The sequence below is a fragment of the Silicimonas lutimaris genome (assembly GCF_047314965.1).
Classification (GTDB): domain Bacteria; phylum Pseudomonadota; class Alphaproteobacteria; order Rhodobacterales; family Rhodobacteraceae; genus JAVJUV01.
In genome coordinates this window covers 33,126-45,574 of the sequence record NZ_JBLBVK010000055.1, presented here as the reverse complement: position 1 = coordinate 45,574, position 12,449 = coordinate 33,126, and the positions used below count along the sequence as shown (strand labels likewise).

The following is a 12,449-nucleotide window of genomic DNA, read 5'->3' as shown; positions in this document are numbered from 1 at the left end:
GCAGAGACTCAGGTGTCCGGAGAGAAGATCTTTCCGGGGTTCATGATGCCGTCTGGATCGATGGCTTTCTTGATCGCCGCCATGACATGGGTAGCGCCGTCCATCTCCTTGATGAGCGATGCCATCTTGCCTTGTCCGATTCCATGCTCGCCAGTGATCGTACCGTCCAGTTCGATGGCCAGCTGGCTGAGCCAGACGATGAAGTCGTCGGCGCGGGCACGCTCTTCGTCCCCGTCGACAAGAAGTGTGGCATGGAAATTTCCGTCACCCACATGGCCAAGGATCGGGGCGAGAAGGCCCATCGCGGCAGCCTGTTCCTGGGTTCTTGTCACGGCCTCCGCCAGGTTCGAAATCGGCACGCAGACATCCGTGGCGATGGCCTCGGCACCCGGTCGCAGCTGCAGGAGGGCCCAATAGCCATCGTGACGCGCCTGCCAGAGTTTGTTGCGTTCTTCGGCCGACGCCGTCCAGGTGAAACCGTGGCCGCCGAACTCCTCCGCGATATCGCCGAAAAGTTCGGCCTGTTCCTTCACCGAGGCGTGAGACCCGTGGAATTCCATGATCAGCAGCGGCTCTACCGGCAGATCCAGCTTGGAATAGTTGTTGAGCGCGGTGACGCATTCAGCGTCCAGAAGCTCGATCCGCGCGATCGGTATTCCGGTCTGAATGGCAAGGATAACAGCGTTGCAGGCTGCTTCGACCGTCGGAAAGGCGCAGCGCGCGGCCGACATGGCTTCGGGGATGCCGTAGAGTTTCAGGGTCAGTTCGGTGATGATCCCGAGGGTCCCTTCCGACCCGACGAGCAGCCGTGTCAGATCATAGCCCGCAGATGATTTTTTGGCCCGCTTTCCGGTTCGGATAATCTCGCCATTGGGCAGGACGGCCTCGAGGCTGAGAACGTTTTCCCGCATCGTTCCATAGCGCACCGCGTTGGTGCCCGAGGCCCGCGTGGCTGCCATTCCGCCCAGACTTGCGTCCGCGCCGGGGTCGATCGGAAAGAACAGTCCCGTGTCGCGCAGGTACTCGTTCAGGGCCTTGCGCGTGACGCCGGGCTGCACGACAACGTCGAGATCTTCGGCATGGACCTCAAGAATGGCGTTCATCCGGCTGGTATCTATAGAGATTCCTCCGGCAGGGGCGTTCACATGTCCTTCAAGCGAGGTTCCCGTGCCGAACGCGATCACGGGAACTTTGTGCTGTGCCGCGACGCGCACGATATCCGCCACGTCTTCGGTGCTTTCGGCGAAAACGACCGCATCTGGTGGCTGGTTCGGGATCCAAGTCGTAGTGTGGCCGTGTTGCTCGCGGATCGAAAGTCCGGTCTGACATCTGTCGCCAAACCGTTGTTTCAAGATCCCGATGGCAAGCTCAAGACCGGTTTCGTTTCGTGGAAGAGTTGTCTGATGTGGCATGGCGCAAGAATGCCGGAACCAAAGGCGCGCGCAAGAGCAAAGAACGAGTGCCTCGGCTGCGTGCGAAGACCCGGAAGTCCTTAAAAAATTCTCATAATTCTCTGGTATTGAGGGGAATTTCTTCGCGGGTCGTCAACTTTTTGCCACTTTTCGTGTTAAGAAAGGCGGGGTGGCCAATCTGCCTGGCCGCTCTGACCAAAAGGGGGATTCGTGATGGGTGTGCTGCCCGCCATTCCGATGTTTCTTCTTTTACTCGTGGCCGTGTGGTTTTTCTGGCCTGTCGTCGTCGATCCGATCGCGCGTGCGATCAGTTCTTCCCGCCGCGAATTGCGCCGCGATGCGGACAGGACCGCAGACTATCTGTTCGACGCCTGGACGGAGCGTGGATAGGCCTCATCGGCACTTTCAGCGGCCTCTCAATCGCCCGAATGCCCTGGCTGCCCTTGCAGCCCCCCGAGGGCGCCACTAAGACTCTCGCAACACCCTTGCGGTAGAACCGGATTATTGAAGGCAGGCACCCCATGAACAATCCTATCGAAACTTACATGAATCTCGTGCCCATGGTGGTGGAACAGACCAGCCGGGGCGAGCGGGCCTATGACATCTTTTCCCGTCTCCTGAAGGAGCGGATCATTTTCGTGAACGGTCCCGTTCATGACGGGATGAGCCAGCTTATTGTCGCGCAGCTGCTCCACCTCGAGGCCGAAAACCCCTCGAAGGAAATCTCGATGTACATCAACAGCCCCGGCGGCGTCGTGACCGCGGGTCTGTCGATCTATGACACGATGCAGTACATCCGGCCAAAGATCGCCACCCTGGTGGTGGGGCAGGCGGCGTCGATGGGATCGCTGCTTCTGGCCGCAGGTGAGAAGGGCATGCGCCTTTCACTGCCGAATTCCTCGATCATGGTTCATCAGCCTTCGGGCGGGTTCCAGGGACAGGCGACGGATATCATGATCCATGCCCGCCATACCGAGCGGCTGAAACGCCGGCTGAACGACATCTATGTCAGGCATACCGGCCAGTCGCTGGAAAAAGTCGAAGACGCGCTCGAGCGCGACAACTTCATGACGCCGGATGAAGCGAAGGAATGGGGTCTGATCGACGAAATCGTTGAATCCAGGGTCGTGCCGGAAGGTGCCAAGAGCTGACGCGGTACGCTCGGTTTCGGCCTTAAGGCCGATTCCAATTTTGCGTTGTACCCGTCCCGGCTCTGTCCTAGGGTCGATCCAGGTAAGGGTGGCCACTCGGATAAGCCGGATGGCGGACGGGTGATTACGAAGAGAGAACAGGCGAAAGCCAAAAGGTTTGAGTGATGGCAAGCAACTCTGGCGACAGCAAAAACACCCTCTACTGCTCGTTCTGTGGCAAAAGCCAGCACGAGGTGAGAAAGCTTATCGCCGGTCCGACGGTTTTCATCTGCGACGAATGCGTCGAGCTTTGCATGGACATCATCCGGGAAGAGACCAAGTCATCCGGTCTCAAATCCTCGGACGGTGTGCCAAGCCCGAGAGAGATTTGCGATGTCCTGGACGACTATGTCATCGGACAGATGCATGCCAAGCGCGTTCTTTCGGTCGCGGTGCACAACCACTACAAGCGCCTGAACCACGCGGGCAAATCCGATATCGAACTTGCCAAGTCGAACATCCTGCTGATCGGTCCCACGGGCTGCGGCAAGACGTTGCTGGCCCAGACGCTGGCGCGCATCCTGGATGTTCCGTTCACCATGGCCGACGCAACCACGCTGACAGAGGCTGGTTACGTGGGCGAGGATGTCGAGAACATCATTTTGAAGTTGCTTCAGGCGAGCGAGTACAATGTCGAGCGCGCACAGCGCGGGATCGTCTATATCGACGAGGTCGACAAGATCACCCGCAAATCGGACAACCCTTCGATCACTCGTGACGTCTCGGGCGAGGGCGTGCAGCAGGCGCTTTTGAAGATCATGGAAGGCACTGTTGCGTCCGTACCGCCGCAGGGCGGACGCAAGCATCCGCAGCAGGAATTCCTGCAGGTCGACACGACGAATATCCTGTTCATTTGCGGCGGCGCTTTTGCCGGGCTGGACAAGATTATCGCGCAGCGCGGCAAGGGCAGCGCGATGGGCTTTGGTGCCGATGTCCGCGATCCGAACGAGAAATCCATCGGCGAGCACTTCAAGGAGCTGGAGCCGGAAGACCTTTTGAAATTTGGTCTGATCCCTGAATTCGTCGGGCGCCTTCCCGTCATCGCAACACTGGAAGACCTGGACGAGGATGCGCTTGTCACCATCCTGACCGAGCCGAAAAACGCCCTGGTCAAGCAGTATCAGCGCCTGTTCGAACTGGAAGACACTCAGCTGACTTTCACGGATGACGCATTGATCGCCATCGCCAAGAGAGCGATCGAGCGCAAGACCGGGGCCCGCGGACTTCGGTCGATCATGGAGAACATCCTGCTTGACACGATGTTCGAACTCCCGGGCCTGGACAGTGTGGAAGAGGTCGTGGTCAACGAGGAGGCCGTGACATCGGACGCAAAGCCGCTGATGATCCATGCGGACTCCAAAAAGGAGCCGGCCAGCGCCGGGTGACGTCGGCTCCGGGCCGTCATCCGGAAGGCCGCCTTCATCAAAGCGCGCCGATTTGCCCGCGATTGCCATAATGATCATGGCGTTCGATACCCATGTTTTCACGGAAGGTTCACGGTTTCTTTTCGATCTATCCGCCTAAATTAATTGCAATATTCGCATTTTCTGGGCATCCCAACCGCTAGGAGCATGCATCGCGTTGTCGTGTGAGTGGACGCAAGCGTGTAGCTCTCCTAAGCTTTCCCCATCACATTTGTGTGTGAAAAAGGGGGTGTAAAATCCAACTAATTCCGTTCGCGGTGTCTTTTTTGGTTGGCGCCTTACTGTTCGGGTCTGACGCTGTTGCCGCTCACTTGCATCGGGAACAAAACGCTGAAAACGGCGATCGAGAGAAGCTGGAAGAGACGCGGCGCATCCTGTTCCGGAAGCACATGGACTGTGCCTCCCAGGCAACCGAGCGGCTCATGTCGCCGGGCGCGGCCAGCGATTGCTCTGACATATACCTGCGTTTGAAACTGACGTTCTTGCCCGGGGTAGATGCCGAAGGGTTCAAGACATTTTCGCCGGAGACCCGGGCCCGCATCAACCGGATCACATACGTGGCATACAGGTCCTGGCTGCAACGGCAGCTTGCCCTTGCTCCAACTTCCGAGGGCGAGTATCCGAAGCCAGCGCAGTGACCTTTTCCGGTCGCTGGCCGGATAGGGAACAATGTAATGCGTAAGCTTATTTCCACGGGCTCACCCTTCGAAGCCCGTATCGGTTACTCTCGTGCAGTCGTTGCCGACGGCTGGGTCTTCGTGGCCGGAACCACGGGTTATGACTATGCGGCCATGGTCATGCCGAAGGGTGTTGAGGATCAGTGCAGCAACGCGCTTCAAACGATTGAAAAGGCGCTGAAAGAGGCAGGCGCGTCGCTCGACGACGTGGTTCGCGTCCGGTACATCGTGCCCGATCCGAAAGAATGGCCTGCCTGCTGGCCGATCACGTCCGAGGCCTTTGCCAAGGCACGGCCTGCCGCCACGATGATTTCGGCAGCGCTTCAGGAGCCCGAGATGAAGATCGAGATCGAGGTGACCGCCCGGGTTCCCTCTGCATGAACTGTGCCTTTCGGAAAGACGTACCATTTGGCCGGCGGCAGACCGGGAAGATATGCCGGTCGACAGGTGCCGCCGACACTGGATCTCGGCCCCGGTCTCGGGCATACGGAGTAGGAATGGAAATGAGGTCCTGATCATGGGAATCCTGAACGGAGCACTTCGCGCGGTCACCTGGTGGAATAGCCAGACCTGGGGCACGCAGCTTTATACCTGGCGTCACGGTCAGAAGGTCGGCGAGGACAACCAGGGTAACGTCTTCTACCAGTCGAAAGACGGAAAACGCCGCTGGGTCATTTTCAATGGCGAAGCCGAAGCCAGTCGGGTCGATCCGGAATGGCACGGTTGGCTGCACCATACCTGGGCCGAGCCGCCGACCAAGGCGCCTTTGAAGCACAAGGCCTGGGAGAAGCCGCATCAGGAAAACCTGACCGGCACGCCTGCCGCTTACGCGCCTCCGGGGTCCATCCGGCGGCCTGATCCGGTGGCGCGCTCTGACTACGAGGCCTGGCAGCCGGAGTAAGCGCACATGTCCCACAACTCGACCGAGGTTTTGACAGGTGCGGGCGTGCTGGCTGTTGCTGCTGGCTTCCTGTTCTACATGGCGCAGGTTGGCGGGATCGGCGGAGGGAGTTCCGGCGACTCGATCTATACCGCGTCATTCCGTTCCGCCGAGGGCATCGGGGTCGGCACCGATGTGCGCCTTGCCGGTGTGAAGGTGGGCAGTGTTCTGGACATGGACCTTGATCCCGAGACTTTCCGGGCCGAGACGGTGCTGTCGGTCGACCCGGCGGTGCAGTTGCCGGAAGACACCGCGATCGTCATCAGTTCCGAAGGGCTTCTTGGCGGAAGTTTTGTCGAACTCCTTCCCGGAGGCTCGCCATTCACGATCGAGCCGGGAAGCGAGATCCTGGATACGCAAAGCTCGGTTTCGGTCGTGCAGCTTCTGCTGAAATTCGTATCGGGCGACGGGGAATGATCCTGCGGCCTGCGGCAATAGCCCTTGCCCTTGCGGCCCCGGTTGCGGCGCAGGACAGCATCATCACGTCCCCGATCGACGGCTCGACCGTGTCGATCCCGGATGTTGCGGCGGACTCGGTGCGGGCCATCGCTGCGCAGGGGGCGACCTTGAAGGGGCTCGACAAGATGTCGGGGCAGGTCGCCGATATTCCGATCAATACTGGCGAGACGGTCGCTTTTGGCCGCATAGAGATCTCGCTTGGGGAATGCCGATATCCGGAGGACAATCCGACAGGCGAGGCATATGCCTGGATGACGATCCGGGATCCGCGTCAGGATTCAATTCTTTTCGACGGATGGATGGTGGCATCCAGCCCCGCGCTGAACGCGCTGGACCATGCGCGCTACGATGTCTGGGTGATCCGCTGCACGACCGCCTGAGGATCGTGTTCCAAGTCCAGAGCATGAATGTCCGCCGGCACTTCAAGAGCTTGTGAAAGCCGCGCCCGGTAGGTTGAACGCGCAATCTCCAACGCGCCGAGCGATGCCAGGTGTTCGGTCAGGAACTGAGTGTCGAACAGGATGAAGCCTGTTCTGCGGAGGTGATCGACCGCGAAGGCCAGCGCCATTTTCGAGCCGTCGGTTGCGCGGCTGAACATGCTTTCGCCGAAAAATGCGCCGCCGAGCGCGATGCCATACATGCCGCCGATCAGTTCGTCATCCCGCCAGATTTCGAACGAATGGGCGTGCCCCATGCGGAACAGCTCCAGCATCAGTTGCCGGATCGTCTCGTTGATCCAGGTCTCCTGTCTGTCCGCGCAACCGTCGAGGACCGCTTCGAAGGCCGTATCCATGCTTGCGCGGATGCTGCCACGCCCCATGCGGCGCGCAAGGCTGCGCGAGATGTGGAAACCGTCGAGTGGGATGACGCCGCGTCTTCGGGGATCCACCCAGAATACATCGGGGGAGTCCCGCGTCTCGGCCATGGGAAACACGCCGGCCGCATAGGCCCCCAACAGCAACTCGGGCGTAAGGCTGCGATCACTCATGGCCGCAGCCTACAGCAGTGACGGGCCCTGCGCTATTACAGGTTCCGCTCCAGCCACTTCTCCAGCCAATGAATGTTATAGTCGCCTGTCTGGACGGCTTTTTCCTGGAGAAGCGCATCGAAGAGGGGCACCGTGGTATCGATGCCATCTACGATCAGTTCGGACAAAGCGCGGTCGAGTCTTGCCAATGCCTCAGGCCGGTCGCGGCCATAAACGATCAGCTTTCCGATCAGCGAGTCGTAGTAGGGCGGGATAGAATAGCCGTCATAGATTGCGGAATCCATGCGAACACCAAGACCGCCCGGCGCGTGGTATTGAGTGATCCGTCCGGGCGAGGGAGAAAAGTTCGGAAGCTTCTCTGCGTTGATCCGAATCTCGATCGCGTGGCCCTTGACCTGCAGATCCTCCTGGCGGAACTCCATCGGAAGGCCGGCGGCGACACGAATTTGCTCACGCACGAGATCGACGCCGAAGACAGCTTCGGTTACCGGGTGTTCGACCTGAAGACGCGTGTTCATTTCGATGAAATAGAACTCGCCGTCCTCGTAAAGGAACTCGACGGTGCCTGCGCCGATGTAGTTGATCTTGGCCACGGCATCGGCGCAGATCTTGCCGATGCGCGCGCGCTCCTCCGCAGTGATCGCCGGGCCGGGCGCTTCTTCGAAGACCTTCTGATGGCGGCGTTGAAGCGAACAGTCTCGTTCGCCCAGATGGACCGCGTTCCCTTTGCCGTCCCCGAAGACCTGAATCTCGATGTGGCGCGGCTTTTCGAGATATTTTTCGATATAGACTTCGTCGTTGCCGAACGCGGCCTTCGCTTCGGACCGGGCGGTGCGGAAAGCGTTCTCCATCTCGGCCGCGCTGCGGGCGAGCTTCATCCCGCGCCCACCGCCGCCGGCCGTGGCCTTGACGATGACGGGATAGCCGAATTCTTCGCCGATCGCTCGGGCAGCCGCGATGTCCGGAACGCCGCCATCGGAACCGGGAACCACGGGGATGCCGAGGTTTCTGGCGGTCTCTTTGGCGGTGATCTTGTCACCCATGATGCGGATATGTTCGGCAGAGGGCCCGATGAACGTGATTTCGTGATCTTCGACGATCTGAACGAAGTTCGCATTCTCCGACAGGAAGCCGTAGCCAGGATGGATCGCCTGTGCGCCCGTTATCTCGCATGCGGAAATGATCGCCGGGACCGACAGGTAAGACAAGGTGCCGGGGGGAGGTCCGATACAGACGCTTTCGTCCGCCATCCGAACATGCATCGCGTCGGCATCCGCCGTGGAATGCACCGCGACCGACTTGATGCCCATCTCGCGACAGGCGCGGATCACGCGAAGGGCGATTTCGCCCCTGTTCGCGATCAGGATCTTGTCGAACATGGTTGTACCCTCACTCGATGATCATCAAGGGGGCGCCGAACTCCACAGGCGCACCGTCTTCGATGAGGATGCGCTTGACCGTGCCCGACCTAGGCGCCGGGATCTGGTTCATCGTCTTCATGGCCTCGACGATCAGAAGCGTGTCGCCTTCGCTGACCTTGTCTCCGACCTTCACGAAATTGTCCGCACCTGGTTCGGGCGCGAGATATGCAGTGCCAACCATGGGCGAAGTCACCGCGCCCGGGTGAGCGGCCGGATCGCCAGCTTCGCTGGCCGCGGGAGCGGCGGACGGGGCAGCGGCGTGGGCCGGCGCAGAAGGCGCCGCCTGAACGGCCGGAGCAGTTGGAACGGCAACAGTGGCGGTGACCGCGCTTATGCGGCTGACACGCACGTTCAGTGTCCCATCATCGGGATACTTCCGTTTCACCTGAAGTTCCGAGAGATCATTCTCGCTCAAAAGTTCGGCAAGCGCCCGGATGAACTCGACATCGGTATCATGCGATTTGTTTGTCATTCTCGCCCCTTTTCTCCCGGCTTTGCGCCAGCGTCATATCTGCGCCGCTTATACGCAACCATTTCCGGAAGGGAAAGCGCCCGCAATCCGATTCAATTCTGCTGAAAATTTACCAGTTGATAAAATTTTTGTCTGTGGCAGTCTGATTTCAATAACGACAGGGAGATCTCACATGTCGAACACACCGCGGACGCCGGGGGTTGTAGCGGGCCGACTGCCGTCCGATGTGCTGGCCCGGAATTTCGGCGACCTGCACGCCCCCTTGGGCAATCATGAAGCGATGGTCGCTGCGGATCGTTGCTATTTTTGTTACGATGCGCCGTGCATCACGGCATGTCCGACCTCCATCGATATCCCCTTGTTCATCCGCCAGATACAGGCGGACAATCCCGAGGGGGCGGCGAAAACCATCCTTGAACAGAACATCCTCGGGGGCATGTGCGCCCGGGTCTGTCCGACCGAAACCCTGTGCGAAGAGGCCTGTGTCCGCGAAGCGGCCGAAGGCAAGCCCGTGGAGATCGGCCGGTTGCAGCGCTTTGCGACAGACACGCTAATGGCGACGGGAGTGCATCCTTTCGAGCGCGCCGCCAGCACCGGCAAGCGTGTCGCTGTCGTCGGGGCAGGGCCCTCGGGGCTGGCCTGTGCGCACCGGTTGGCGATGAAAGGGCATGATGTCGTGGTCTTCGATGCCCGCGAAAAGCCCGGCGGTCTGAACGAGTACGGCATCGCAAGCTATAAGACCGTAGACGATTTCGCTCAGGCCGAGGTCAAGTGGCTGATGAAGATCGGCGGGATCGACTTGCGAACGGGTCAGCGCCTTGGTCGAGAGATCATGCTGGAGGAACTTCAGAAGGATTTCGATGCCGTTTTTCTTGGCGTCGGTCTCGCTGGTGTGAACGCGCTCCGGGCGGAGGGCGAGGAGCACGCTCATGTTCGCGACGCTGTAGATTTCATTGCCGAACTGCGGCAGTCGGGGAATCCCGGGAATGTGCCGGTAGGTCGGGATGTGGTCGTCATCGGAGGCGGGATGACCGCAGTTGACGCGGCGGTGCAGTCGAAATTGCTCGGTGCCGAACATGTCACCATCGTGTATCGCCGCAAGCCCGAGAGCATGTCGGCCTCGGAAGAGGAGCAGCACCTGGCGAGTTCCAAGGGGGTCCGGATCATCACCGGCGCGGCGCCGGTCCGGCTGAAGGGTGGCGAGTTCGTCACCGGCGTGGAATTCGCCTATACGGAAGAGGGCGCCGATGGGCTTCGGATGACGGAGGAGACATTCTCGCTGAAGGCCGATGTCGTTCTGAAAGCGATCGGGCAGCATCTCGATGGCGCGCCGGGCGGTCTGAAGCTGAACGGGAACAAGATCGCGGTCGATGGGCCGGGCCGGACGTCGATGGCCGGGGTATGGGCCGGCGGCGATTGCGCCAGTGGCGGCGATGACCTGACGGTGACCGCCGTGGCCGAGGGTCGCGATGCGGCCGAAGATATTCATGCAAGCCTGATGGGCTGAGGAGGCTGAAATGGCTGATCTGACGACCGATTTTTGCGGGATCAAATCCCCCAATCCCTTCTGGCTGGCCTCTGCTCCGCCGACCGACAAGGAATACAACGTCCGCCGTGCTTTCGAGGCGGGCTGGGGCGGCGTTGTCTGGAAAACGCTTGGGGAAGCAGGCCCTCCCATCGTGAACGTGAATGGCCCCCGTTACGGCGTGGTCTATGGAGCCGACCGGCGCGTTCTGGGTCTGAACAACATCGAGCTGATCACCGACAGGCCGCTTGAAGTGAACCTGGAAGAGATCACGCGCGTGAAGAGGGACTATCCCGATCGCGCGCTGGTGGTCAGCCTTATGGTGCCCTGCGAGGAGCGCGCGTGGAAAGAGATTCTGCCGCGCGTCGAGGACACCGGCTGCGATGGAATCGAACTGAATTTCGGCTGTCCGCACGGGATGAGCGAGCGCGGCATGGGCTCGGCGGTTGGGCAGGTTCCCGAGTACATCACGATGGTCGCCGAATGGTGCAAGGCAAACACGCACCTACCGGTCATCGTGAAGCTGACGCCCAACATCACGGATATTCGTTACCCGGCGCGCGCGGCCAAGGCCGGCGGCGCGGATGCCGTGAGCCTGATCAACACCGTGTCCTCGATCACGTCGGTGAATCTCGACACCATGTCGCCAGAGCCATCGATCGACGGGAAGGGTAGCCACGGTGGATATTGCGGTCCTGCTGTGAAACCCATTGCGCTGAACATGGTCGCGGAAATCGCCCGGGATCGGGAGACCGCTGGCCTGCCGATCAGTGGGATCGGCGGGGTGACGACATGGAGAGACGCCGCGGAGTTTCTGGCGCTCGGTGCGGGCAATGTGCAGGTCTGCACGGCGGCAATGGTTTACGGCTTCGGTATCATCAAGGAGCTCACGGCCGGTTTGTCCGACTGGATGGACGAAAAGGGGTACAGGAGCGTCGCGGAGGTGTCGGGCCGTGCGGTGCCGAACGTCACGGACTGGCAGTACCTGAACCTGAACTACGTGGCGAAGGCCCGTATCAATGAGGATGCCTGTATCAAGTGCGGCCGCTGCTATGCGGCTTGCGAGGATACATCTCACCAGGCCATCGCCATGAAGCCCGGCCGCGTCTTCGAGGTGATCGAGGAGGAATGCGTCGCCTGCAATCTGTGCGTCGACGTCTGCCCGGTCGAGAATTGCATTACCATGGAGCCGCTCGCGGCCGGCACGCTCGACAAACGGACCGGCAAGGTGGTCGATGCCGATTACGCGAACTGGACGACGCATCCGAACAATCCGGGGGCGGTCAAGGCAGCGGAATGACCGACCTCGAAGAGGTCTGGCGGATCCGGGAGGAGGAGGTCTATCCACGTCTGTTCGGACGGGCGAGCCGGGGAATCTTCGTTCTCGATAGGGATATCTTCGAGGCGTTCGGAGTGACCGACCCGGACCCGCGATGGCTCAGCTATGGGGTCTTCGAGTTCGCACCGACGGAAAGCCGCCGGAGTTGGCTCTATGTCACGTCGGCCTATTCCAACCCTTGGGATGTTGAGCCGTCGGCTTTCAGCGAGACAGGCGATTCCGGTGAAGGGGTCGAGTTCGTTCTGGAAACCGACCGTCAGGGAAACTGGCCCATCGAACATCTCAGGCGCCTGATGGCTCTTGAATTGCTGTTGGCCGCTGGACGGATCGGGAGCGGTTCCCTTGGCATGCACGACCGCATACCGCTGAACGCGCCCATCGACGGCGTGGAGGGGCATCAGATCGATCACGTGCTTGTCGTTCCGTCCCGTTGGCCCGAGTTCACTCTGCCGTCAGGTCAGGTCATGTTCGTTCAGTTCGCCGGTATCACAGAGACCGAAAAGGACTTCGCACGAGAGCACGGAGCACAAGCCCTGGTCGGGAAGCTTGCATCGACGGGGACCTTTCCGGTGGTCGTGCCGGACCGCGTGTCAGTCGTCTGA

At 60.4% G+C, this 12,449-nt stretch carries 15 protein-coding genes; 11 read left to right on the top strand and 4 right to left on the bottom strand.

Annotated elements, in window-relative coordinates:
* Positions 1–8 precede the first annotated feature (8 nt).
* Positions 9–1,412 carry an FAD-binding oxidoreductase gene (locus tag ACKLNI_RS16155; protein WP_413720121.1) on the bottom strand — a complete coding sequence of 468 codons (1,404 nt, stop codon included), beginning with the start codon at positions 1,410–1,412 and terminating at the stop codon, positions 9–11.
* 213 nt (positions 1,413–1,625) lie between these two features.
* On the opposite strand from ACKLNI_RS16155, the gene ACKLNI_RS16150 reads away from it, so the two are divergent.
* The 8 genes from ACKLNI_RS16150 to ACKLNI_RS16115 all read left to right on the top strand — a co-directional run bounded on the left by ACKLNI_RS16150 (position 1,626) and on the right by ACKLNI_RS16115 (position 6,482).
* Positions 1,626–1,802: a hypothetical protein gene (locus ACKLNI_RS16150; protein ID WP_413720120.1), complete on the top strand. Its 177-nt coding sequence runs from the start codon at positions 1,626–1,628 to the stop codon at positions 1,800–1,802.
* Positions 1,803–1,933: 131 nt separating this feature from the next.
* The gene (locus ACKLNI_RS16145; protein WP_413720119.1) at positions 1,934–2,563 is read left to right on the top strand and encodes an ATP-dependent Clp protease proteolytic subunit; all 630 of its coding nucleotides are present in this window, start codon (positions 1,934–1,936) and stop codon (positions 2,561–2,563) included.
* A gap of 164 nt (positions 2,564–2,727) precedes the next feature.
* Positions 2,728–3,987, top strand: coding sequence for an ATP-dependent Clp protease ATP-binding subunit ClpX (gene clpX, locus ACKLNI_RS16140; RefSeq protein ID WP_413720118.1), 1,260 nt, complete (start codon positions 2,728–2,730; stop codon positions 3,985–3,987).
* 350 nt (positions 3,988–4,337) lie between these two features.
* Positions 4,338–4,664 (top strand): hypothetical protein, encoded by a 327-nt coding sequence (locus ACKLNI_RS16135; protein ID WP_413720117.1) that lies wholly within the window; start codon positions 4,338–4,340, stop codon positions 4,662–4,664.
* A 36-nt stretch (positions 4,665–4,700) separates the two neighbouring features.
* On the top strand, positions 4,701–5,084 hold the full coding sequence (locus ACKLNI_RS16130; protein ID WP_413720116.1) for a RidA family protein: 384 nt from the start codon (positions 4,701–4,703) through the stop codon (positions 5,082–5,084).
* Positions 5,085–5,220: 136 nt separating this feature from the next.
* A complete protein-coding gene (locus ACKLNI_RS16125; protein WP_413720115.1) occupies positions 5,221–5,604 on the top strand; it encodes an NADH:ubiquinone oxidoreductase subunit NDUFA12 in 384 nt (127 codons plus the stop codon).
* A gap of 6 nt (positions 5,605–5,610) precedes the next feature.
* The gene (gene mlaD, locus ACKLNI_RS16120) at positions 5,611–6,060 is read left to right on the top strand and encodes an outer membrane lipid asymmetry maintenance protein MlaD (protein WP_413720114.1); all 450 of its coding nucleotides are present in this window, start codon (positions 5,611–5,613) and stop codon (positions 6,058–6,060) included.
* Between the two features lie 2 nt (positions 6,061–6,062).
* Entirely contained in the window at positions 6,063–6,482 is a 420-nt protein-coding gene (locus tag ACKLNI_RS16115; protein WP_413720364.1) for a DUF2155 domain-containing protein, read from the top strand.
* Here the strand turns inward: ACKLNI_RS16115 and aat are convergent.
* The 3 genes from aat to accB are packed head-to-tail and all read right to left on the bottom strand — an operon-like array spanning position 6,446 to position 8,983.
* A complete protein-coding gene (gene aat / locus ACKLNI_RS16110) occupies positions 6,446–7,090 on the bottom strand; it encodes a leucyl/phenylalanyl-tRNA--protein transferase (RefSeq protein WP_413720113.1) in 645 nt (214 codons plus the stop codon). The genes ACKLNI_RS16115 and aat overlap by 37 nt on opposite strands.
* Positions 7,091–7,125: 35 nt before the next feature.
* The gene (gene accC, locus ACKLNI_RS16105; protein WP_413720112.1) at positions 7,126–8,469 is read right to left on the bottom strand and encodes an acetyl-CoA carboxylase biotin carboxylase subunit; all 1,344 of its coding nucleotides are present in this window, start codon (positions 8,467–8,469) and stop codon (positions 7,126–7,128) included.
* Positions 8,470–8,479: 10 nt separating this feature from the next.
* Positions 8,480–8,983: an acetyl-CoA carboxylase biotin carboxyl carrier protein gene (gene accB, locus ACKLNI_RS16100; protein WP_413720111.1), complete on the bottom strand. Its 504-nt coding sequence runs from the start codon at positions 8,981–8,983 to the stop codon at positions 8,480–8,482.
* 172 nt (positions 8,984–9,155) lie between these two features.
* On the opposite strand from accB, the gene ACKLNI_RS16095 reads away from it, so the two are divergent.
* The 3 genes from ACKLNI_RS16095 to ACKLNI_RS16085 are packed head-to-tail and all read left to right on the top strand — an operon-like array spanning position 9,156 to position 12,449.
* The gene (locus tag ACKLNI_RS16095; RefSeq protein ID WP_413720110.1) at positions 9,156–10,490 is read left to right on the top strand and encodes an NAD(P)-dependent oxidoreductase; all 1,335 of its coding nucleotides are present in this window, start codon (positions 9,156–9,158) and stop codon (positions 10,488–10,490) included.
* 10 nt (positions 10,491–10,500) lie between these two features.
* Entirely contained in the window at positions 10,501–11,808 is a 1,308-nt protein-coding gene (gene preA / locus ACKLNI_RS16090) for an NAD-dependent dihydropyrimidine dehydrogenase subunit PreA (RefSeq protein ID WP_413720109.1), read from the top strand.
* The gene (locus tag ACKLNI_RS16085) at positions 11,805–12,449 is read left to right on the top strand and encodes a suppressor of fused domain protein (protein WP_413720108.1); all 645 of its coding nucleotides are present in this window, start codon (positions 11,805–11,807) and stop codon (positions 12,447–12,449) included. Before preA ends, ACKLNI_RS16085 begins: the two co-directional genes overlap by 4 nt.

What these genes read in the sequence shown, in the direction of transcription:
- ACKLNI_RS16155 (WP_413720121.1), bottom strand. Translation starts at nt 1,412, where the DNA reads ATGCCACATCAGACAACTCTTCCACGAAACGAAACCGGTCTTGAGCTT.
- ACKLNI_RS16125 (WP_413720115.1), top strand. Translation starts at nt 5,221, where the DNA reads ATGGGAATCCTGAACGGAGCACTTCGCGCGGTCACCTGGTGGAATAGC.
- preA (WP_413720109.1), top strand. Translation starts at nt 10,501, where the DNA reads ATGGCTGATCTGACGACCGATTTTTGCGGGATCAAATCCCCCAATCCC.
- ACKLNI_RS16150 (WP_413720120.1), top strand. Translation starts at nt 1,626, where the DNA reads ATGGGTGTGCTGCCCGCCATTCCGATGTTTCTTCTTTTACTCGTGGCC.
- mlaD (WP_413720114.1), top strand. Translation starts at nt 5,611, where the DNA reads ATGTCCCACAACTCGACCGAGGTTTTGACAGGTGCGGGCGTGCTGGCT.
- accC (WP_413720112.1), bottom strand. Translation starts at nt 8,469, where the DNA reads ATGTTCGACAAGATCCTGATCGCGAACAGGGGCGAAATCGCCCTTCGC.
- aat (WP_413720113.1), bottom strand. Translation starts at nt 7,090, where the DNA reads ATGAGTGATCGCAGCCTTACGCCCGAGTTGCTGTTGGGGGCCTATGCG.
- accB (WP_413720111.1), bottom strand. Translation starts at nt 8,983, where the DNA reads ATGACAAACAAATCGCATGATACCGATGTCGAGTTCATCCGGGCGCTT.
- clpX (WP_413720118.1), top strand. Translation starts at nt 2,728, where the DNA reads ATGGCAAGCAACTCTGGCGACAGCAAAAACACCCTCTACTGCTCGTTC.
- ACKLNI_RS16145 (WP_413720119.1), top strand. Translation starts at nt 1,934, where the DNA reads ATGAACAATCCTATCGAAACTTACATGAATCTCGTGCCCATGGTGGTG.
- ACKLNI_RS16095 (WP_413720110.1), top strand. Translation starts at nt 9,156, where the DNA reads ATGTCGAACACACCGCGGACGCCGGGGGTTGTAGCGGGCCGACTGCCG.
- ACKLNI_RS16085 (WP_413720108.1), top strand. Translation starts at nt 11,805, where the DNA reads ATGACCGACCTCGAAGAGGTCTGGCGGATCCGGGAGGAGGAGGTCTAT.
- ACKLNI_RS16130 (WP_413720116.1), top strand. Translation starts at nt 4,701, where the DNA reads ATGCGTAAGCTTATTTCCACGGGCTCACCCTTCGAAGCCCGTATCGGT.